This is a genomic window from Paenisporosarcina quisquiliarum, from assembly GCF_043641925.1.
GTDB lineage: Bacteria > Bacillota > Bacilli > Bacillales_A > Planococcaceae > Paenisporosarcina > Paenisporosarcina quisquiliarum_A.
This window is the reverse complement of the sequence record NZ_JBHZRU010000027.1, coordinates 1-22,322: the sequence shown is the minus strand read 5'-3', so window position 1 is coordinate 22,322 and position 22,322 is coordinate 1. Positions and strand designations below refer to the sequence as shown.

General features: G+C 38.5%; 15 protein-coding genes and 1 pseudogene. 11 read left to right on the top strand and 5 right to left on the bottom strand.

The genetic code is table 11. From position 1 onward, the window contains the following. Positions 1 to 586: 586 nt before the first annotated feature. Positions 587 to 760: a hypothetical protein gene (locus ACHUE4_RS16140; RefSeq protein ID WP_394191909.1), complete on the bottom strand. Its 174-nt coding sequence runs from the start codon at positions 758 to 760 to the stop codon at positions 587 to 589. 392 nt (positions 761 to 1,152) lie between these two features. Between ACHUE4_RS16140 and ACHUE4_RS16135 the strand changes: the two genes are divergently transcribed. The 3 genes from ACHUE4_RS16135 to ACHUE4_RS16125 are packed head-to-tail and all read left to right on the top strand — an operon-like array spanning position 1,153 to position 4,964. Continuing rightward, a complete protein-coding gene (locus ACHUE4_RS16135; RefSeq protein ID WP_394191907.1) occupies positions 1,153 to 2,718 on the top strand; it encodes a spore germination protein in 1,566 nt (521 codons plus the stop codon). 15 nt (positions 2,719 to 2,733) lie between these two features. Beyond that, positions 2,734 to 3,843, top strand: coding sequence for a GerAB/ArcD/ProY family transporter (locus tag ACHUE4_RS16130; protein WP_394191905.1), 1,110 nt, complete (start codon positions 2,734 to 2,736; stop codon positions 3,841 to 3,843). Next, positions 3,843 to 4,964: a Ger(x)C family spore germination protein gene (locus ACHUE4_RS16125; protein WP_394191903.1), complete on the top strand. Its 1,122-nt coding sequence runs from the start codon at positions 3,843 to 3,845 to the stop codon at positions 4,962 to 4,964. The genes ACHUE4_RS16130 and ACHUE4_RS16125 overlap by 1 nt, the downstream gene beginning before the upstream one ends. Positions 4,965 to 5,112: 148 nt before the next feature. Here the strand turns inward: ACHUE4_RS16125 and ACHUE4_RS16120 are convergent. After that, positions 5,113 to 6,409 (bottom strand): annotated as a pseudogene (locus ACHUE4_RS16120) (saccharopine dehydrogenase NADP-binding domain-containing protein). A gap of 167 nt (positions 6,410 to 6,576) precedes the next feature. Here ACHUE4_RS16120 and ACHUE4_RS16115 point away from each other — a divergent pair. Continuing rightward, entirely contained in the window at positions 6,577 to 8,214 is a 1,638-nt protein-coding gene (locus ACHUE4_RS16115) for an SLC13 family permease (RefSeq protein ID WP_394191901.1), read from the top strand. 44 nt (positions 8,215 to 8,258) lie between these two features. On the opposite strand, the gene ACHUE4_RS16110 is transcribed toward ACHUE4_RS16115, so the two are convergent. Then, positions 8,259 to 9,446 (bottom strand): MFS transporter, encoded by a 1,188-nt coding sequence (locus ACHUE4_RS16110; protein ID WP_394191899.1) that lies wholly within the window; start codon positions 9,444 to 9,446, stop codon positions 8,259 to 8,261. Positions 9,447 to 9,719: 273 nt separating this feature from the next. On the opposite strand from ACHUE4_RS16110, the gene ACHUE4_RS16105 reads away from it, so the two are divergent. From ACHUE4_RS16105 to ACHUE4_RS16080, 6 genes are all read left to right on the top strand, one after another. Further along, positions 9,720 to 10,166 (top strand): MarR family winged helix-turn-helix transcriptional regulator, encoded by a 447-nt coding sequence (locus ACHUE4_RS16105; protein ID WP_394191897.1) that lies wholly within the window; start codon positions 9,720 to 9,722, stop codon positions 10,164 to 10,166. Next, positions 10,163 to 11,107 (top strand): ring-cleaving dioxygenase, encoded by a 945-nt coding sequence (locus ACHUE4_RS16100; RefSeq protein ID WP_394191895.1) that lies wholly within the window; start codon positions 10,163 to 10,165, stop codon positions 11,105 to 11,107. The genes ACHUE4_RS16105 and ACHUE4_RS16100 overlap by 4 nt, the downstream gene beginning before the upstream one ends. A gap of 13 nt (positions 11,108 to 11,120) precedes the next feature. Further along, a complete protein-coding gene (locus ACHUE4_RS16095) occupies positions 11,121 to 11,723 on the top strand; it encodes an alpha/beta hydrolase (protein ID WP_394191911.1) in 603 nt (200 codons plus the stop codon). A gap of 444 nt (positions 11,724 to 12,167) precedes the next feature. Next, positions 12,168 to 16,754, top strand: coding sequence for a glutamate synthase large subunit (gene gltB / locus ACHUE4_RS16090; protein ID WP_394191893.1), 4,587 nt, complete (start codon positions 12,168 to 12,170; stop codon positions 16,752 to 16,754). Between the two features lie 22 nt (positions 16,755 to 16,776). Further along, positions 16,777 to 18,264 carry a glutamate synthase subunit beta gene (locus ACHUE4_RS16085; RefSeq protein ID WP_394191891.1) on the top strand — a complete coding sequence of 496 codons (1,488 nt, stop codon included), beginning with the start codon at positions 16,777 to 16,779 and terminating at the stop codon, positions 18,262 to 18,264. Between the two features lie 319 nt (positions 18,265 to 18,583). Then, positions 18,584 to 19,882, top strand: coding sequence for an NCS2 family permease (locus tag ACHUE4_RS16080; protein WP_394191890.1), 1,299 nt, complete (start codon positions 18,584 to 18,586; stop codon positions 19,880 to 19,882). A gap of 56 nt (positions 19,883 to 19,938) precedes the next feature. Here ACHUE4_RS16080 and ACHUE4_RS16075 read toward each other — a convergent pair whose 3' ends face one another. Further along, positions 19,939 to 20,505, bottom strand: coding sequence for a hypothetical protein (locus tag ACHUE4_RS16075; RefSeq protein WP_394191889.1), 567 nt, complete (start codon positions 20,503 to 20,505; stop codon positions 19,939 to 19,941). A 541-nt stretch (positions 20,506 to 21,046) separates the two neighbouring features. Beyond that, positions 21,047 to 21,289 (bottom strand): hypothetical protein, encoded by a 243-nt coding sequence (locus ACHUE4_RS16070; protein WP_394191887.1) that lies wholly within the window; start codon positions 21,287 to 21,289, stop codon positions 21,047 to 21,049. Positions 21,290 to 21,491: 202 nt separating this feature from the next. Here ACHUE4_RS16070 and ACHUE4_RS16065 point away from each other — a divergent pair. Beyond that, positions 21,492 to 22,322: ABC transporter ATP-binding protein (locus ACHUE4_RS16065; RefSeq protein ID WP_394191886.1), on the top strand; the 831-nt coding region annotated here is incomplete at its 3' end.

Sequence of the window (22,322 nt, the reverse complement as noted above, 5' to 3'; positions counted from 1 at the left end):
AAGTATAAAAAAATAGGATATCACGTTGGATGAGGTGAAGTGATTTTCACTCCACCCCAACATTTGACGGAGAACCTATTTTTGTGTTTTATTTTGTTTTTTGTCAGCGTAGTTCCAAATGTAATAAGTGACCCAAAATATCAGTACTGAAATAATTGAATATGGCTTTAAATCGGTTGGTAAAAACAGAATTAGGAGAATAGCTAATAATAAAAAAGGCGGCATGAGAATCCAGTACTTTTTGTTTTTAAACATATGCATCTCCTTTTCATTTTTTGCTTTTTTGAATTTTAAACACTTGTACTCTATGCTTTTTTGTTGTAAATATTTTTAGCATAATGAAATGTGGCAATAGTAGTTGAAAATGACAAGATAAAGACGAATAAATAGCCAAATAAACTTATGAGCATGTTCTCCACTGGCGCGTTATAAAAATACAGTATACCGAGTAATTTATGAAAAATGGCAAAGTTACCTAAGAAGTTAATTATCTGTAGTACAAATAATATAGTGAATACCCCCAATAAAAGAACGACTATTTCGTAATTGAAATAGCCGTTTTTTCTATATCTAAAAAAACACTGTTCTATAAACCTCCGCTACTATTTACGTTGTTATGCGTATTTGCATCTCTAAAAGCAGCATCAGAGCTCTTGCCCTTTGGAGGAGCTTTGATTTCTTTAAAACTTTTGTTTTTAATATCATACAAAATGCCGAATACAACTAAACCAATTGGGGTTAAAATGAGAAACCAAATCATTATTAACACTCCATTCTTATTTAAATTTGCATAAGTTACATATTTACGTGAATATGCCGTTAAGCAGTACAAACAAAGGTAGTATATTTCCTTTCATTTATATGCAGAGCCACTCTGTATAACCCACCGAGATAGTATAAGCTTCCAAAATTCAATTAGTCCGTGTCTAATACTAATTCAATACTACCCCTAAAAATTCCTCCTTTTCCCATAAAGTTAAGTTAAATCCATAAGACTGGGTAATGAACAACGATTGTTTCCTTGATCGCCATGTTAGAAAAGCAATCAGGAAAACCTGTTGAATTGGGACAACAAAGATTATAAGGAGAAAGCGTATAGAAAAAAACTCTAAGACCTATTCTAGGAACAAAGAAAAAATGGGGAGGTGTCCCATGTTTAATAAAAACTTTAAAAATATGTTCAAGAAAAAAGAGTCGAAGCAAGAAGCTCGTTCTGACTCTGAAAGTCTAAAACCAAAGTCTAAAAATATTAATTCACATGATAAAAAAATAATCTCGGCTGATAAAGATGAATTTATTTCTGTTATCAAAAAGGAGTCGAATAACCCATCTGATTTAAAAACTAAATTTATCACTGAGGACTTTACTCTTTTCTACATAGAAAATTTGGTAGATAGCCGAGTTCTTAATAAACACATTCTTCCGGTTGTGCTTAATAACCCAAGTTCATCTCCATCCGAGCTGAAATTCCAATTACAAATACCTGAAGTGAATATGACAGAGAAGTTGGATTTAGCCATACTCGAACTGTTTAGTGGAACAGCTCTCATTCATAAAAATGGGCATCCAACTGTTTTATTGGCAAAAATTAATACAAGAGACTCTCGTTCATTATCTGCACCAGAAAATGAATCTCAAGTAATCGGTTCTCAAGTCGGATTCAACGAAAGCCTATCTACGAATGAATCTCTGGTTAGACGCTATATTCGAACACCGGATATGTATATTGAAAAACTCTCTGTTGGCAAAATTTCCAATACAACTGTTTCCATTCTATATCTCAAAAGCATTGCCTCGGAGGAAATGGTTCAAACACTTCGGCAAAGAATAACCGATTTAAAGATTGACGCATTACTGGATAGTTCCTTTCTAGCGGAAATGATAGACGATAATTCGTTATCTCCTTTTCCACAGATGCTTTTAACTGAAAGACCTGACCGGTTTTGTGATGGTCTAATAAATGGAAAGTTGGGGATTCTTGTAGATGGAAGCTCGATGGCCATTGTTTGCCCGCATTCATTTATCGAGTTTTTCCAAAGTAGAGAGGACCAAAATCTTAGGTGGCCAATTGCCTCGTTTCTAAGATTATTACGATTTGGTGCCGTTTTTTTATCAGTCTATTTAACACCTTTATATGTAGCTGCATTGACCTTTCATTATGAGGTGATTCCTCAATCCCTACTAGTTCCATTAAGTGAATCAAGGGCGTTAGTTCCTTTTCCACCGATAATTGAGGCATTACTACTAGAACTCATCATTGAGTTACTTAGAGAAGCTGGAGCTCGATTACCAACCAAAGTAGGTCAGACTATTGGTATCGTAGGCGGTATTGTCATTGGGACTGCTGCTGTTCAGGCAGGTATTACGAGTAATATTTTAATCATTATTGTGGCTTTAAGTGCACTTGCATCCTTTACAACACCAAGTTATATGATGGGGAATGTTATTCGTGCCATTCGATTTCCTATTATCATTCTTGCAGGCTTTTGGGGATTTTATGGCATAATGCTTGGATTCTGTTTTTTACTCGTTCACTTAATTAAACAATCAAGTTTAGGTACGCCTTATACTGCACCATTTTATCCACCTCGATTGGTTGATTGGCGGGACAGTATTATCAGATTGCCTCTGACATTAACTAATTTAAGACCTACAAGTTCAAGAGCTAAAAAAAGAAAGAAATTTGAATCAGAACCGATCAATCCAGAAAAAAGTTGAACTGAAGGTGTTTTGATGAAAAATGTGATTCACGTAAAACCCCAACATATGATAAATGCTTTCCTAGTCTTTTTCGTTGTTCACACAACACAAATTGGTGTTGGCATTCACGGATTTCAGCGAATCATTTACCAAGAAGCTAAACAGGATGCATGGATTTCCGTACTTGTGATTGGACTTGCTTCACATGTCATTGCAATAATCATGATAAAAACGTTGGAGATGTATGATTCGCACGATTTATATGGAATTAATCGCGAAGTTTTTGGTGCATGGATTGGAAATTTTATAAACGTCATCTACGTCTTTTACTGCTCGGTAGCATTTTTCTCAGTATTGAGAAACTATATAGAAGTGATTCAAACATGGATTTTTCCGTTACTAAGTACATGGTTTATTTCGGCAACCCTATTACTACTCGTAATTTATACTTTTTTAGGCGGTTTACGAGTAATTGTAGGTGTAGCCTTCTTTAGTTTTGTATTGTCATTTTGGCTCATTATATTTCTGGTATTTCCACTTCAATATTCAGATCCACAAAGTCTGTTTCCAATACTAGAAAGTGAATTCATTGATATATTGAAAGGTGCAAAAGCGATGACCTTTACGATTATAGGATTTGAAATCTTGTATATTATTTTTCCTTTTGTGAAGGAAAAGAAGAAAATTGCAAAGCCTGTTCATTATGGTTTACTAGTCACTACTCTGATGTATCTAGCCGTTATTATTGTTTCACTGACCTACTTTAGTGGTGAACAGTTAAGTAAAACCATTTGGGCAACATTATCTCTGTTTAGTATTGTTCGATTTCCATTTATAGAGCGTTTTGAATTCTTAGCAATCTGTTTTTGGATGATGATTATTTTGCCTAACCTATGCCTATATGTATGGGCAGCACACAGGGGATTGAAGGGTATGATCAATATCAGTGCAAAAAAATTTATATGGGTATTTTCAATCATTGTTCTACTTCTAACAATTTCTATTAAGTCCCGCATTCAAATAAACGCCGTAAATAATATTTTTGCGCAAGTAGCATTCTATGTCGTATTTATCTATCCGTTAGTCCTTTATGTACTTGCACTGGTTAAGAAAAAACTCACGTCTCAACGGAGGCTAACATAATGCGTATGACTAAACTTGGCATTTTAATTCTATCCTTCACTTTGCTTATAGGTGGGTGTGCTGAACAGAAACTTTTAGAGAAAATTGGATTGATCACTTTGGTTGGCTATGATCTTGATGAGGACAGGAAAGTGTCGACTACCGCTGTCATTCGGCAAGTGGACCCAGAATTTCAAAGTATGGTAACGACTTCTACGGCTGTAAATGACTCAAGTCAAGGAGCACTGACAGAAATAAACCGTAAAACGACGAAAAAATTAATGCCGGGACAGATGAGAATTGTTTTATTTGGCGAAGACCTCGCAACTGAAGGCATTGGACATTTTCTAGATACATTATCTAAGAATTCATCAACCAGTAGTGGAATTCTTTTAGCTATGACTCCAGGAAACTTAAAGGACTTACTGGAATATCCATATCAAAATATTAATGATGTTGGACAAGAAATATATAAGCTAATTGAACAAAATGTGCAAAGTGAGCAAGTCACATCTTCGACTTTACATGAAGTTGCCCAAGACTATTATTCAATTGGAAGAGATATTATTATGCCAATCATCATGAGAAAAGGTGAAGTAATCGAGGTTTCAAACGTGGCATTATTTAATAAAGATAAATTAGTTGGGCAACTCCCTGCAAAAGACAGTTTTTATTTGTTATTAACTAGAGGGAAGTTTAAATCTGGTAAATTTGAAACTTCTATTCCAGGGGACATATTCTCTTCTGATCGATCTAATTCCACGGAAACTGTTGCTGTTGTTCTTGATGCAATCACGTCAACAAAGAAATTGAAATTAACTGATCAAACGGTACCGGAATTTGATTTACATATTGATTTAGATGCGAGAATACTCGAAGTAGATGCAGAAGTGGATTTTGATAATCCTAAAGAAGTCGAAAAACTCGAAAAAGCGATCAATCAAAGTCTGGCGGAAGAACTAAAATCCATATTGGACTATTGTCAGGAAATTAATTCAGATGTTTTTGGACTGGGTGAACAATATCGAAGTCAAGTCCGCAACTCAAACCTTACGCATGAAAGTTGGCATGCCATGTATCCAACCGCAAAAGTTAATATTAGAGTAAATTTTAAAATACTTCGTAGTGGTGTTTTTGAATAACGTTTGTTCAATGAATAGGGAAGGTTTAGCAATATAAACCGATAGACTTTCTTTGTGTTGAAGCTGGTATTTTTTCTTTTAAATCGTGGGCTTCCTTCTCTTTCAGTTTTTCTACAGCCAGAAGCTCAATTTGTATTGAGCTCCTTTTTTATTTACGAAGATTTTTCATGCGTTGGTGTAACAAACCATCTGACTGTTCATTTTCTCCAGTAACAAATTCCGTCATATACGTTGTTAAATATTTGCCAAAATTGTTTTTGGTTTTAATTAATAGCTCATCAACATAATAAGAACCTTTTTCTAAGTTATCTAAGAACAGGACTGATAGGGATGCGTAAACACCGCAAGCGACTTGATAGTATGTTGCATTTGTCTTGTACTCTGAATAGATGGATTGATTACTTAAGACGTTATACATATACCGTTCCTTGTCAGGGTAAACGAGGAGTACACCAACTAAATCCTCCCCATTTAAAGGAGCTTCATTAGGATCGAGAACCTTCATCTCATGGTTCCATAGTTTATCTACATCATTTATATTTTCTCGGATTAAATTAGTCGTATGCTCATTGACCTTATACAGAAATCCGCCTTCCATGTTGTATTTCTTACAAAGTGTATAAACTTCCTCGTGGGGCAATAAACAGCCATCAAACTCTATATCTCCTAGCTTTACTTTAAATTCCAGATCATACACTTTCTCATAAAAAAAGAGGGGTGTGTGGTGCTGCATAAACATCGGAAAACTCAAGATAGCTTCGTCAAGAAAACACTCTGGTGACCAAGTCGTATAAATGGTATCTTTTTTAGCGATTTTTGGATTTTTGTAAAATGAATTATCATGCTCCACAATATAGCAACCAATAGGCTTGTTTTCAGGTGAATCAGTCTTAAGTAATTCGTGTACCATCCACTGGACCACTCCTGGGTTCATTCCAGAACCGATTATGGCGGTTAGATTTGAAAAGTTGTCTTTGTACTTTTCAAGGTGCCTAAATCGCTCAATCAAACCAAATCCCTCATATAACTCTTCATTCTCATCAATCATCGTGTTTTCTAATGCTGTGTTCACATAACTGATTCCTAACTCATCACAGCATTTCATCATTTCAACCGTGTCCGCCCAAGAAAGGTCAATAACAACATCAGTTTGACTCGTTTTTAGGTGTTCTTTAAATCGCTTCGTTTCTTTCAAATCAAATGTATGCAAGATAAACTGATCTTTTAACTGTGGGAATAATTGTGAATAGGTAAAAGCATCTTTTTGTTCATAATCAATCAAATGAATCTCATTTACTCATAATGTGATGAAGTGGATCGTTCTGATTTATTGCAGATTTATTTAAAATAGAGAGAATGCCGTTAGCAACTCCGCCAGCACTACCAAGAATGGTAATTACATGATGTTGTTTTTTCAAACCAAAACCCCATTTAGTTTTATTCATAACCTATGTAATTCGAGAGGAATGGTCTAGGTGTGGCGGAATAAAACTCGTCAACATATTGACATGTGTAATCAAGTGTTTACATTCACACAAATGAGGAAAATAAAGGTATAATGAGGATGCTAGTTTTATAGTTTGAATATTCTTTTAATTAAAGGAGGAATTGGATGGTTTCAGCAACTTGGAATTGGTTATGGGACAAACATGACGAAGTGAAGGATATGTTAAGATTTTTCACGAGTACAAATGATTCAAATATGGCGAAGGGTATTCGTAATGAAGATCTTTCTGGGCACGAGGACCCTGGAGATAACCGTAGTTATACCAAGTCTCAGTTGACCGGATTAATTTTAGGACCGTTACTATTTGCGTTAATAATGTTGTTTTTTACACCGGATGGCTTGTCTCCAGAGGCAAAAGGGGTATTGGCATCAACAGTTTGGATTGCAACTTGGTGGATTACAGAAGCAATTCCGATTCCGGCTACTTCTCTTTTACCGATTCTATTATTCCCTTTAACAGGAGCGCTTGAAGTAAAAGCGGTTACATCTGCTTATGGAGACGAAACCATTTTCTTATTTATGGGCGGTTTTATGATTGCCTTAGCTATGGAAAAATGGAATTTACATAAACGAATTGCACTAACGATTATATCAGCCATAGGAACGAATACGGATCGAATCATACTTGGGTTTATGGTAGCTACTGGATTCTTGTCTATGTGGATTTCAAATACTGCAACCGCCATGATGATGGTGCCAATTGGGTTAGCTATTATTTATCAAGTACAAGAGGCTCTGAAAGACGACCCTACGATAGACACCACCAAAGAAAATTTCGGTTTTGGTAAGGCTTTAATGCTTGGGATTGCCTATTCAGCTTCTCTTGGTGGAATTGCAACATTAATCGGAACACCTCCGAATACGTTGCTTGCTGGGGCAGTAAATAAGTTATACGGAATTGAAATCTCGTTTGCGCAATGGATGTTGTTTGGAGTTCCGCTTGCGTGGATCTTCATTATCATTGCTTGGGTTTATTTAGTGAAAGTTGCGTATCCACTCAAACTCAAACAGCTGCCAGGTGGACAAGCGGTCATGCGTAAAGAGAAAGAAAAATTGGGTAGTGCCTCTTATGAGGAGAAAATTGTTTTTATCATATTTGTTTTAGCAGCTCTTGCATGGATCACAAGAACATTTTTATTAGTACAATTCTTACCTTCTTTAACAGATGCGATGGTTGGATTAACAGCAGCATTACTGTTGTTTATTATTCCCGCTAAAACAAGAAAAGGCGATCATCTGCTTGACTGGAATACTGCTGTTAAGTTGCCTTGGGGAATTCTTTTACTATTTGGTGGGGGTCTAGCGATTGCTGCTGGATTTACTGCCTCAGGATTATCTGAATGGGTTGGTTCCCAATTGACTGCACTTCAAGGTATTCCTGTCTTAGTGGTCATTTTAATCGTTACAGCATTTGTGATTTTCTTGACTGAAATTACAAGTAATACAGCAACTGCATCTATGATGTATCCAATAATGGCATCATTAGCGGTGGCCCTAGGTATCCATCCATTTGCATTAATGATTGCTGCTGGTCTGGCTGCTTCGTGTGCCTTCATGTTACCAGTTGCAACACCACCAAATGCAGTAGTCTTTGGATCTGGCTATTTACGAATTCCGGATATGGCAAAGGCAGGGTTTGCGCTTAACATTATCGGCATTTTCCTTGTTGGATTATCAATTTATTATTATCTCCCACTTGTGTGGGACATCGATATCTTTACCGTTCCAGAATCAATGAAATAAAAGATGAAAAGAAGCTTCCTGCCATTTAATGCAGGAAGCTTCTTTTATGTGGAACGAGTAAAAAGGCGAGTCGTAAGTAAATATATTACCGGCAACAGAGAAGAGAAGATTACAATCCCAATCCAACCTGTCTGTGTCCAAATGGGACTTAGCAAAGAGCTACCAGCCGCTACTCCGAGATAATAGGAAACGAGATATAAGCTAGCGGCACTCCCTTTATGGTGTGTCGCTTTTTTAGTGACAGTCGCGGCTGTCAAAGAATGGGCGATAAAAAAGCCGAGACACGTGACAGACAATCCAATTGCCATCGTAATCATATTATCAAAAAGAGTAATAAAGGCACCGAGTGAGAGCGTCAGAATCGCAAGTGCACGGATCCTTTCTATACCAAACTGATTCGCTATTTTTCCTGCAAAAGGGGACCCAATAACCCCAAATCCATAAGCGAAAAATAGCAACGAAATTGTATGTAAGGATAAATTAAACGGAGCTTCTTGTAGATGAAAAGGCATAAATGTCCATATTCCTGTGAATGAAAGCTGTAAGACGATTCCGAAACCAAAAATCGGTAATAATTTTGGGTTTTTTAAATGTACAAGAAAACCTTTAATATCTTCTGAAAATCGGAGGTCTTCAGGTTGAAAACGTCTTGATTTTGGTAGCAGGAATAGTAAAACGATTCCAAGCAACATACCAAAAAAACCGAGCAAGGTGAAAGCCATCTGCCATGAGGCTTGATCTGTTATGTAGCCAGTAGCCACCCGACCTATTAAACCGCCGAGTGCATTGCTTGCGATATACAATCCCATAGCAATTCCTAAATACCGTCGATCAATTTCTTCAGCCATATAAGCAATCGCTGCAGCGGGAACACCGGCAAAGGCAAACCCTTGCAAAAATCTTATGAATAAAAGGAAATAAAAAGAATCGACATAGGGAATAAGAAAAAATGGCAAAGCTGCAAAAATCATTGCTAGTTTAATAAACTGCACTCGACCGTATCGATCTGATAGAAAACCTAGAGAGATTAGTCCAATAATTAATCCAATGACCGTAAGTGACATAGACATACTGGAAGTTGCAACAGTGACCCCAAACTCATCAACAAATATAGGTAATAATGGCTGAACCGTATAAAGAGAAGCAAAAATGAATAAAGAAGCTAAGAACAGACCAAACAATATCCGCCAGAAGCCTCGATCTTTTGTTGTATAAGAAGTAGTTGAAATCATCGCGTCACATCGTTTCACTGGAAGTATTTTCTTATAAAGTTTACCTTAACATTGATTTTCTTGCCAGAAACTCTGATTTTAATGTTGATGAATATAACTGGAAACAGACGATTAAACATGCAAGTTCAGGAGATGAAAAAAATTTTAAACTCTCATAATTACGAATCAAACCGTTTAATTGACAATACAAATAAAACAACGTAATATTATCTTTAATTCAAGATATCTTAATTAAACATAATGGAAGTTAACCATAGAAAGAGGTGTTGCAAAGTGGAAAGCAAGTCATTGAAATCATTTATTGTATTAATGAAAGCATCAAAATCAGTTCAAGAATTGATTACAACAGACATTACCTCCTATGACATGCGCACATCTGATTTTGTCATTATGGAAACGCTCTATCATAAAGGGAGACAAACCATTCGCCAAATAGCCGAAGCTGTCTTGATTAAAACAGGTTCGATTACGTACGTCATCGATAAATTAGAAGATAAGGGCTGGCTGACACGAAGTGATTGCAAAGAGGATCGTCGTGTTGTTTATATAGAACTAACTGACGATGGAAAACAGGTAATGGATTCAATTTTTCCGCAGCATCAACTCGTCATTGAAGATATTTTTTCTGAACTGACAGAACAAGAACACGATGTATTGATTGATTTATTAAAAAGAGTAGGGAAAAAAGTGCCCACACAAAAAGGAGTGACAACAAAATGAAACGAACAGCAGGGATTCACCATATAACAGCGATTGTAGGACACCCACAACAAAATGTAGATTTTTACGCAGGAATATTAGGTTTACGAATGGTTAAAAAAACAGTGAACTTCGATGATCCAGGTACGTATCATTTGTACTTTGGTAATGACGGAGGAAAACCAGGAACGATTATCACGTTTTTCCCATGGGCAGATGCTTATCCTGGTGTAATCGGAGATGGGCAAGTAGGAGTGACCTCATATGTTGTGCCTACAGGTGCTTTTCCGTTTTGGGAGAACCGACTAACGAAATTTAATATTGAGTTTTCGAAATCAGAACGTTTCGGTGAAAGATATTTGACGTTTAAAGATACGCACGGCTTACAACTAGAATTAGTTGAGCGAGCAAGTGGGGACCAAAGCTCATGGGCTTTTGGTGAAGTTAAAGCTAATGTTGCTATTAAAGGATTTGGCGGAGCTACTTTGTTTTCAGCTCAACCAGACCAAACAGCTAAATTATTAGTAGATGTGATGGGTCTTGAAAAAATCGCGGAAGAAAATGGCTTGCTGCGATTCAAATCGTATGGCGATATCGGCAATATAATTGATGTGAAATCATCGCCAAGTGGCCGAGGACAAATGGGAGTGGGAACAGTTCACCACATTGCATGGCGTGCTGAAGATGACGCCGATCAGTTAGAGTGGCGTGAACATGTTGGAAATGCTGGATACGGAGTGACACCTGTCCAAGACCGAAATTACTTTAATGCGATTTACTTTAAAGAACGAGGAGAGATTTTATTCGAAATTGCAACGGATCCTCCAGGGTTTGCACACGATGAGTCCGATGGAACAATGGGAACCGAGTTGAAATTACCAACTCAGTATGAACAACATCGAGATGCATTAATGAATGTCTTAATTCCAATCGAAGTTCGAAATTTAGATCATGAAGGGTGAGAAGAAAATGACAATGAGACATCTTTTTCAACAAGGGAATGACCCTACTAGACCTACATTGCTTTTGCTACACGGAACAGGTGGGACAGAGCATGACTTGCTACCATTAGCATCAAAAGTAGATCCGGAAGCGAATGTACTTAGTGTAAGAGGAAATGTGTTAGAAAACGGGATGCCTCGCTTTTTCAAGCGTTTAGCTGAAGGTGTATTTGATGAAGAGGACTTAGTTTTCCGTACAAAAGAATTGAATGACTTTTTAGATCAAGCAGCAACCGAATATGGTTTTGACCGCTACAATATCTACGCAGTGGGCTATTCGAATGGGGCAAATATTGCTGCAAGCTTATTATTCCATTACGAAGATTCATTAAAAGGCGCCATGTTACATCATCCAATGGTTCCGAGAAGAGGAATTGAGTTGCCGGACTTAACAGGGAAACAGGTGTTCATTGGAGCAGGTTCAAATGATCCGATTTGTCCAGCCCAAGAATCTGAAGACTTGAAAGCCTTGTTAGAACAAGCCGGTGCAGAAGTTACGTTGGAATGGGAAACCAATGGCCATCACCTAACGTTTAGTGAAGTGGAAAAAGCTAGTGCGTGGTATCAAAGTAAGTAATATATCGTATGAAACCAATCAGAAAGAGAATTCTCTCTAGCTGGTTGGTTTTTTTGTTGAAATGAAAGTTATGGATAGCGACCGCCGCAATGAAAATCAGCCAACTTTAATTGAGATAGAGAAAAGTATTGTGTCTTATTATTTAGAAGAAAACAATGATGATACGAAGCATATCAAGATTGGCCATTGCATAAACTGTGAGTATTTATAATTGATCCTCGTATGGATGTCTTAATTTAATCCACATTTTTATGAGCATTTTCAACGTTTTTTATTTAAAAGAGATTCCTTAATTATTCAACGTTGATAGCGTTTTCATTCATTAAAATTAATAAAAATGCACAATATTTGTTGTCAGAATTTTATGTGAACGGTGATTTTGTGATATACTTGTTCGATATCTATAGAGAAATCTTTCAAAGATGAAGAGAGAGGGGCGATGTCATGATAAAGACTGGATATCCAGTTCCGCAAGGATTGTATGACCCAGAGCAAGAACATGAGGCATGTGGAATTGGCATGATTGCAAACATTAATGGCAGAAAAACACATAGTATCGTTCAACATGCAGTGACCATCCTCTGTAATATGGAACATCGCGGAGGCCAATCCGCAGACACAAGTACAGGAGATGGAGCGGGTATATTAACGCAAATTCCTCATCGCTTCTTCCAAAAACAATGTGAGAAAGAAGATATTATTTTACCAAGAGAAGGCGAATATGCGGTCGGCATGGTGTTTCTACCAAAAGATCACGAGATTCGTATGAAGAGTAAAGAAATTTTCGAGCGAATTATTGCCGAAGAAGGTCAAGTGTTTCTTGGATGGCGACCAGTGCCCATCAATGATTCGTTTGTTGGAAAAGTAGCAACGAAAACGAAACCTACGATTAGACAAGTATTCGTCCAAATGTCTTCGGATTGCCAAGATCAACTGGCGTTTGAACGAAAATTATATATCATCCGTAAGCGCATTGAGCGCGAAATGGCTGCCTTTAGAGCATATGAAGACGTATATATCTGCAGTTTATCAACCCAAACCATTGTCTATAAAGGTATGCTTATCCCCGAACAACTAGATTCCTTTTTCATCGACTTAAATCATCCAGATTTCAAATCTGCATTAGCACTCGTACATTCTCGATTCAGCACCAATACGTTTCCGAGTTGGAAGCGCGCACATCCAAACCGTTACACCATTCATAATGGAGAATTTAATACACTACGTGGCAATGTGAATTGGATGCGAGCACGTGAACAAATGACTGAATCGGAATTTTTCAATCAAGAAGATTTACAAAAGGTTTTGCCAGTCATCGATGCGGATGGCAGTGATTCATCCATGTTCGATAATTGTTTTGAATTTCTACACTTGTCGGGACGTTCAATCGCTCATACGGCCATGATGATGGTACCCGAGCCTTGGGCAAATGATAAGACTATTATTGAAGAGAAACGTGATTTTTATGAGTATCACAGTACATTAATGGAGCCTTGGGATGGACCGGCTGCATTGGTGTTTACAAATGGGAAACAAATCGCTGCGACACTTGACCGCAATGGTTTAAGACCCGCGCGATATTACGTTACGAAAAGCGGCATGATTGTCCTTGGTTCAGAGGTCGGGGCATTGGATATTTTTGCGGACGATATCGAATACAAGGAACGATTAGCACCTGGAAAGATTCTTTTAATCGACTTAGAAAAAGGCACAATTATTCCAGACGAAGAAGTGAAACTGCAAATTGCTGCAGAGCAGCCGTATAAAGAGTGGCTGAAGAATATGACCAATCTCGAAGACTTACCTGAAGCGAGTGAACAGTCACATGTGTACGTTGGCGAACCATTATTACAACAGCAACTCGCTTTTGGTTATACGCGTGAAGAACTGACGAAAATTATCAAACCATTAGTGTTAGAAGGGAAAGACCCAGTCGGATCGATGGGGTACGATTCTCCGTTAGCTGTTTTATCGAAAAAACCACAACTGCTATACAACTACTTTAAACAATTGTTTGCGCAAGTCACGAATCCACCGATTGATGCAATTCGAGAAAAAATTATTACGATGGTCGATACAACAATCGGAGCGGAAGGCAATTTGGTTAACCCGAATGCAGAAAGCTGTCGACATATTCGACTGAAAACACCAATCTTAACGAATCGACAATTAGAATCCCTGCGCCAACAACAAGTAGAAGGCTTTAAAACGGCCACATTTTCGATTCTTTTTTCTGCCAATAAAGAACCGGGCCAGCTTGAGCACGCTTTAGAAGAACTATTTGTAAAAGCGGACCTAGCAGTAAATGAAGAAACCACTTTGCTGATTTTATCGGACAGAGGGGTGTCTGAACATCAAGCAGCGATACCTGCATTACTAGCCGTTTCGGGCTTGCATCATCACTTGATTCGCCAAGGAACACGGACAAAAGTAAGTATTTTGCTTGAATCAGGTGAACCAAGGGAAGTTCATCATTTTGCCGCTCTTCTAGGTTTTGGTGCGGAGGGAATAAACCCGTATTTAGCTTTTGACTCAATTCGTGAGTTAATGGTGAAAGGCGAGCTATCAATGCCTTCACTTGAACAAGCAGAAAATAATTATATTCACTCCATTACGGATGGCATTATAAAGGTGCTTTCGAAAATGGGGATTTCCACCATTCAAAGTTATCGTGGCGCACAAATTTTTGAAGCCGTGGGTATTCATAGAGATGTCATTGATAAGTATTTCACGAGAACCTCTTCTCGTCTTGGCGGAATTGGTATGGACTTAATTGAAAAAGAAGCACTTCTTCGTCATGAAGTGGCTTTTCAAGAAAACCGTGGTGGCAATAAAACCTTGGATGCTGGTGATGAGTTCCAATATCGAGCAAACGGAGAGGACCATCAATACAATCCAAGTACCATTCATACACTTCAACACGCGTGTCGCACGAATAATTATGAGGTTTTCAAGAAATACACAAGCATGTTGACGGATGAAAAGGTAAACCTTCAATCGTTGCGTGGTTTATTGAAATTTAAAGAACGTCCTTCAGTTCCAATTGAAGAAGTTGAGTCTATTGAAGGGATTTGTGCACGTTTTAAAACTGGTGCGATGTCATACGGATCGATTTCAAAAGAAGCCCATGAAGCGTTAGCGATTGCCATGAATCGAGTAGGTGGACGTAGTAATACCGGTGAAGGTGGAGAAGACATTGACCGTTTCACACCTGACGCGAATGGTGATTCTAGACGCAGCTCGATTAAACAAGTGGCTTCCGGTCGTTTTGGTGTGACGAGTCATTATTTAGTAAATGCAGACGAGATTCAAATCAAAGTTGCACAAGGGGCGAAACCGGGTGAAGGTGGTCATTTGCCAGGGAAGAAAGTGTACCCATGGATTGCAGAAGTTCGTGGCTCAACGCCCGGTGTGGAATTAATTTCACCGCCACCTCATCATGATATTTATTCAATAGAAGATTTAGCAGAACTGATTTATAACTTAAAAAATGCGAATCCAAGAGCGCGAATTAGTGTGAAACTAGTGTCGGCAGTAGGTGTTGGAACAATTGCTGCTGGGGTAGCCAAAGGACGAGCGGACTTAGTGTTAATCAGTGGATATGACGGTGGTACCGGCGCAGCTCCACGGACTAGTTTGAAGCATACTGGCTTGCCGTGGGAAATTGGTTTAGCAGAGACGCACCAAACGTTGTTATTAAATGGACTGCGTGACCGAATCGTCATTGAGACCGATGGCAAAATGATGACGGGACGAGATGTCGTATTAGCGACACTACTAGGTGCAGAAGAATATGGATTCTCAACCGCGCCACTTGTTGTTCTAGGTTGCGTTATGATGCGCGTGTGTCACATGGATACTTGTCCAGTTGGCGTCGCAACTCAAAACCCTGAACTCCGTAAAAAGTTCACAGGTAACGCAGAACATGTGGCGAACTTTATGCGTTTTATTGCCATGGAAACAAGAGAATTGATGGCGCAACTTGGTTTTAGAACGATTGACGAAATGGTTGGACGTACGGATGCACTTGAAGTGAATCAAGCGATTGATCACTGGAAAGCAAAAGATATCGATTTGTCTGCGTTGCTATATTCACCGAATTTACCTGCGAAGGTAGGGCGTTATCATACCGTTGACCAAGATCACGGATTAGAAAAAACACTCGATTTCCAGGAATTGATTCCAAATTGTCGAAAAGCGATTGAAAACCAAGAGCCTGTTGAATTTACAACTGCCATTCGCAATATAAACCGTGTAACTGGCACAATGCTTGGAAGTGAAATTACGAGACGATACGGTGAAAAAGGATTACCTGAAGATACAATTCGATTGACGTTAAAAGGTTCAGCGGGTCAAAGCTTTGGTGCTTTTATTCCAAAAGGAATGACACTCAAGTTAGTTGGAGATTCGAATGACTTTGTTGGTAAAGGGTTATCTGGTGGGAAAATCATTGTTCACCCAGACCCAGTTGTAACTTTTGCGCCTGAGAAAAACATCATTATCGGGAATGTCGCATTTTACGGTGCATCAGCTGGTGAGGCTTATATTCAAGGAATCGCTGGAGAACGTTTCTGTGTACGTAATAGTGGAGCAAATGTAGTCGTCGAAGGCGTTGGGGATCACGGGTGTGAATACATGACAGGTGGAAAAGTGGTCGTGTTAGGAACAACGGGTCGAAACTTTGCTGCAGGAATGTCCGGCGGCATCGCCTATGTGTTTGATGAAGATGGAACCTTCGACACAAGATGCAACACAGAGCTCGTTCATCTTCAAAAGATGGAACACGAAAGTGAATTACAAGATGTTTACAACATGCTAGAAAAGCACGTTGAGTATACAAATAGTGCGCATGGAAAACGGATTTTAGCTTACTGGGAGAAATACTCATCACAGTTTGTCAAAGTCATTCCAAAAGCATATTTGAAAATAAATTCACGAATTCAAGCCCTTCAAGATGAAGGTTTAAGCGTATTTGATGCACAAATGACGGCGTTTGATGAAAGTAACAAGGAAGCAGCTGGCGTAAAGTAGGTTAGCGGAAAGGAGAGGTGACATGGGAAAACCAACAGGATTTATGGAGTATGCACGACAAACACAGCCTGAACGAACACCACTGGAACGACTAAATGATTGGCAAGATTATACGCTGCCAATGACTGATACAGAAGTGAGAGAACAAGGCGCACGCTGCATGGACTGTGGCGTCCCAACATGCCATACCGGTATGGAAATCAATCGAGTGACCACAGGGTGTCCAGTGAATCACTTAATTCCCGAATGGAATGATCTTGTGTATCAAGGTCAATGGAAAGAAGCACTGAAGCGGGAGCATGAAAAAAACAACTTCCCTGAATTCACAGGTGCCGCTTGTCCTGCACCTTGTGAAGGGGCTTGCGTGTTAGGTATTAATGAACCGCCTGTAGCCATTCGAACGGTCGAACGAGCCATTATTGAAAAAGGCTTTGAAGAAGGTTGGGTCATTCCAGAGCCTCCTGAAAAACGAACAGGTAAAAAAGTGGCAGTTATCGGATCTGGTCCTGCCGGGTTAGCAGCTGCAGCCCAGTTGAATAAAGCCGGTCATTGGGTCACCGTATTTGAACGCAATGATCGAGTAGGTGGACTACTAACTTACGGCATTCCAGAAGTGAAGATCCCATACGAAATGGTACAACGTCGTGTGAATCTTCTAGAGCAAGAAGGAATCAAATTCGTCACTAACACAGAGGTCGGGAAGGATTACTCTGTTGAACAACTTCATCAAGATTTTGAGGCGACGATCTTATGTGGTGGTGCAACGGTTCATAGAGATGTTGCGGTTGAAGGTAGAGAATTGAAAGGCATTCATTATGCGATGGATTTCCTTCATTCCAATACGAAAAGCTATCTCGATTCCAATCACCAAGATGGACAGTTCTTATCTGCAGAAGGAAAAGACGTCATCGTCATTGGTGGCGGTGACACAGGAACCGATTGTTTAGCGACTGCAGTCCGTCATAACTGTCGCAGTCTCACTCAATTTGATATTTACGATCAAAAAGGGTCAATTCGTGATGGCGTTGGCAACCCATGGCCGCAATATCCGGTCATTCACCGAATTGAATATGGCCAAAAGGAAGCGGCGAGTGAATTTGGTGAAGACCCAAGAGCGTATGCGGTACAAACAACGCGATTTGTTGGAGACGAACTTGGTCATGTGAAAGAAGTTCATACCGTTAACGTGAAGTTGAGAATTGACGAAGAAGGAAATCGAATTCGTGAAGAAATTCCAGGAACAGAAAAAATTTGGCCAGCCGATTTAGTGTTACTCGCAATCGGATTCAGTGGGCCCGAACAAGGACTCCTGCAACAATTAAACATCGAAACGAATTCAAATTCTACAGTGAAAGCAGAATACGGCAAATACGTAACCAACGTCGAAGGTGTCTTTTCAGCTGGAGACATGCGTCGCGGTCAAAGTTTGATTGTTTGGGCAATCAATGAAGGACGCGAAGTCGCGAGAGAATGTGATCGCTATTTGATGGGTGCGACAGTGTTGCCTTGATAGTAGAGTATATAATGGCAGTGAGACGGTGGTCTCACTGCTTTTTGTGTTGGGGGAAAATCGTCTAACGCCAGAAAAAAGAGTCCAAACGCCAAATTATGTATCGCGAACGCCAAATTATCATCAGTTTGCGACAGAAAAAGTCCTCGGAACGCCAAAAAAACCTTGAGGTAACGCCATATTATAAGTTGTATACAAACGCCCATTCAAGAACTTTTACTTGACAGTATGGCAAAAAGTGACTAAAATCCTTAATGGCTCACCTGTTAATCAGGCAGAGCGGGTAGGGAGAGGGCTAATTAAATAGAAGGTTGAAGAAATGTTAAATTGGATCGATCAGTTTTTTGGTCTTCAAGAGAACGGAACGACTTTTAAGAGAGAAGTAATGGCGGGACTTATCGGGTTCTTTACGGTGGTTTACATTATTGCGGTCAATGCTCTTATTCTGTCCGAGGCTGGTATGCCGCTTGAAGCAGCCATTATTGCAACCATTGCAGCTTCTGTATTTGGATGCTTGTTAATGGGGTTTTGGGGCAACGCTCCGATATTGCTCGTTCCGGGAATGGGAATTAACGCATTGTTTTCTTACACGATGGTTCAGTCAATGGGCTTATCTTGGCAAGAAGCATTAGCCGTTGTTTTCGTATCTGGTTTGATTTTTGTCGTTATCGCATTCACACGTTTTTCAAGCATGCTGAGTGTGGCGGTTCCTCATTCGTTAAAAGAAGCGATTACGGTGGGACTTGGCTTATTCCTTATGTTAATCGGCCTTGAAAAAGGTGGAATTATCGAAAAAGGTTCAAGTTCGATTTTAGCTTTAGGTTCTTTTGGTGAACCACAAGTACTCGCGACGATCCTGACTTTTCTCGTTGCTATTATTTTGTTCATACGAAATGTGCCGGGGAATTTCTTGATCACGATTGTTGTCGGAACCATCATTGCTTCGTTATTTGGCTTGATTGATGTTTCTCAAGAAAGTACGTCAACTTTATCCTCTGCGGATGCATTCAGTGTATTAGGTGCTTTGTCATTTGAAAGTGTATTGTCTATGACGTTTTGGGTTGCGGTTTTCTCGTTAACGATGGTCATTGTATTTGAAAACATTGGTCTTGTTCATGGCCAAGTGACATTTATCAATCGTCCAGATCGCTTCAAAAAAGCTTTCCAGGCAACATCGATTTCAGCAATGACTTCAGGTGTTTTTGGAACAAGCCCAACGGTAGCTTCTGTAGAAAGTGCTGCTGGAATGGCTGCGGGTGGACGTACAGGACTAACCACTATTACAGCAGGAATGTTGTTTTTAGGGGCTGCGTTCTTTATTCCAATGATTAAACTCATTCCAAATAGCGCAATTGCACCGATTCTCATCATTATCGGTGGCTTGATGGTGCAAAATATCCGTAACTTGGATATGAAGGATTTGAGTGAGAGCTTCCCTGCGTTATTTATCGTCGTGATGATTCCGTTTACGTATAGCATTGCGGATGGAATGGCAATCGGCTTCATTTTGTATCCAATTTTGAAAGTCGCGATTGGAAAATGGAAAGAAGTCACACCAACACTTTATGTGATTGCCGGGTTATTTTTAATGAATTTTGTTTTTCATGTTATTGGTTAATAAAGAATAAAAGGCATCCAATTAGATCGATAATTGGATGCCTATTCTTTATGTATTTATTGGATGGACAAAACATTGCCCTCAGAATCTAATCCGCGAAAAATAAATGCTCCAACATCAGAGGTGTGTAAATAACGATAATGTGCAGCATAACCATTTAAAACATCCATCTCTACATACACGGTGGATTGCTCTTTCGCTTCATCTAGTGATAAAACTTTTTCATTATTACGTTCATTACTAACAATAACTTTCACGATCTTGGTGTCTAGAACCTCTACTGCAAATAATGTGTCATAATGTTTGTCTTTCTTTAAAGTGGCATTCCAATTAAATTTCATTTTTTCATCAAGTGTTGTCCCACCAATACCAATAATCACAGTTGCCCGGTGTAAGATACCCCAGTCCTTGATTATTAATTTTACATATTTTGCAGTCCCGGCATCCCAAATGACCAATTTCTTTTGATCAATTTCTTTTTCATAAACAATTTCCCCACTTTGATTGGGATATGAATTTCGGATTGCAGACTCTTCAGTTAGCCTGTATCCATTTAAGTGAACAACATATAAAACAAGTAAAATTAGTACACTTAACATGATATAGCGTTTCTTTATTTTCAAGATTCTCCACACTCCAAGCTTCTTTAGTTCAATCGATTTCTGTTATTAGTCATTCAACACACAGCATTAAATTCTTAAATCACCAAGTCTCTCCTTTAACACATTCCATTCCCTTTTTGTTTTATTACATCTTAGAAACTCATCAATAAACCAAAACAAAAAGGATGAAAGAATTGCGGTAATAAAAAAGAAATTGTCTAACAAGCTTCTAACATCGGAAAATAATAATTCTCTTTCCCATTGAGAAAATAACAGAATTGGGACTATAACGAACAGAGCAGCAAGGAAAAGGTGAATCACGAATGCTGAGATTCCTCTAATGATTCCGCTTAGCTTTTTGGTGATCCAATCAGACAAAATGGATGAGGGTAATCCATAAAACAAAAGAATCGGAAGTAAATACATAGCTATGAAGATGACAAAACCGGATGGTTCCAATATGAAATAGATAATCATTACACCGATACAAGATCCTATAGCAGATAAAAATTTTCTACCTATCAAGAGTCTCACCCCAATCATCTAAAGTAAAAAACTAAAATTAAATTATTGGTTTTCTCTTTTCTCTCCAAAAGATAAATAAAGAAATAGCAAAACAAATGAATGAAAATGAGCCTACATACTGTATCGTCGGTTCTCCTGAAAATAAATATAAAGAAAGAGGTAAGGAAGCAATCCCTAATGCTAAAAAGCTTTGCCAACTTCGAACAATTGCTGTATAAAACAAAGCAATGAATGAACATATAATCGACAACCCAAATGTCATGCTAAATAAAGTCACCATGTTCTCCTCCTTCAAACAAATATCCTCTTATATTTTTTAGAAAAAAACACCTTTTAACCAATATACCAACATTAACCATTTGTGCCTATTAATAATGTAGCTACTGCAAATTCATGTAAACAAAAACCAAGGTAAATAATGGCAACTATTCCAAATCTGATATGTTAGAATAGTATAAATACGTGATTTTGAGGTGAGTAACATGACTGTTCAAACAGAAAAGGTTCTTTCGATTAAAGATTTGACGATGAGTTACGGCTCTAAAAAAGTGTTAAATGGAATTGATTTAGAAGTGCATCGAGGAGAAATCATTGGGTATATCGGACCTAATGGAGCAGGGAAGAGTACGACTGTTAAAATAATGCTTGGTCTGCTGGAAGAATATAAAGGTAAGGTTGAAGTTTTCGGTGAAGATATTTCAACTGGACCCTATACATATAAAAGAAAGATTGGCTATGTACCGGAGAATGCGGAAGTCTATGACAATTTGACAGCTAGTGAATACTTAACTTTGATGGGAGAGCTTTATGGGCTCGATCAAAAATTTGCTGAGCATAAGGCTTATAGTTTAATGCATCATTTCGGTATGGAGAAAGTGTTCCATAGCCGAATTTCATCGTATTCCAAAGGGATGAAGCAAAAAGTATTAATTATCTCGAGTTTATTGCATGACCCTGATTTATTGTTTTGGGATGAACCTTTGAGTGGATTAGATGCCAATTCGATGATGATTATAAAAGAAATCTTGATTCAACTAGCAAACCAAGGGAAAACGATATTTTATTCGTCTCATATAATGGACGTTGTTGAGAAAATCAGTAGTCGAATTATTTTGTTGGCTGAAGGAAGAGTTATAGCCGACGGTACCTTTGAAGAATTGCAAAGTCAAAGCAAAGAAGGGTCTCTCGAGCAAATTTTTAATCAGTTAACTGGATTCAATGAACATAAGAGTATTGCTGTAAATGTCAATCTAAACATGTACACTTTCGCTTGTTTAAAGATGCACAAAATTACTCGTTTTCTTTATCCAAAT

Excerpts from the sequence above, each read along its gene's own strand:
- ACHUE4_RS16140 (WP_394191909.1), bottom strand. The coding sequence starts at position 760 with ATGATTTGGTTTCTCATTTTAACCCCAATTGGTTTAGTTGTATTCGGC.
- ACHUE4_RS16135 (WP_394191907.1), top strand. The coding sequence starts at position 1,153 with ATGTTTAATAAAAACTTTAAAAATATGTTCAAGAAAAAAGAGTCGAAG.
- ACHUE4_RS16130 (WP_394191905.1), top strand. The coding sequence starts at position 2,734 with ATGAAAAATGTGATTCACGTAAAACCCCAACATATGATAAATGCTTTC.
- ACHUE4_RS16125 (WP_394191903.1), top strand. The coding sequence starts at position 3,843 with ATGCGTATGACTAAACTTGGCATTTTAATTCTATCCTTCACTTTGCTT.
- ACHUE4_RS16115 (WP_394191901.1), top strand. The coding sequence starts at position 6,577 with ATGGTTTCAGCAACTTGGAATTGGTTATGGGACAAACATGACGAAGTG.
- ACHUE4_RS16110 (WP_394191899.1), bottom strand. The coding sequence starts at position 9,446 with ATGATTTCAACTACTTCTTATACAACAAAAGATCGAGGCTTCTGGCGG.
- ACHUE4_RS16100 (WP_394191895.1), top strand. The coding sequence starts at position 10,163 with ATGAAACGAACAGCAGGGATTCACCATATAACAGCGATTGTAGGACAC.
- ACHUE4_RS16095 (WP_394191911.1), top strand. The coding sequence starts at position 11,121 with ATGAGACATCTTTTTCAACAAGGGAATGACCCTACTAGACCTACATTG.
- gltB (WP_394191893.1), top strand. The coding sequence starts at position 12,168 with ATGATAAAGACTGGATATCCAGTTCCGCAAGGATTGTATGACCCAGAG.
- ACHUE4_RS16085 (WP_394191891.1), top strand. The coding sequence starts at position 16,777 with ATGGGAAAACCAACAGGATTTATGGAGTATGCACGACAAACACAGCCT.
- ACHUE4_RS16080 (WP_394191890.1), top strand. The coding sequence starts at position 18,584 with ATGTTAAATTGGATCGATCAGTTTTTTGGTCTTCAAGAGAACGGAACG.
- ACHUE4_RS16070 (WP_394191887.1), bottom strand. The coding sequence starts at position 21,289 with ATGGTGACTTTATTTAGCATGACATTTGGGTTGTCGATTATATGTTCA.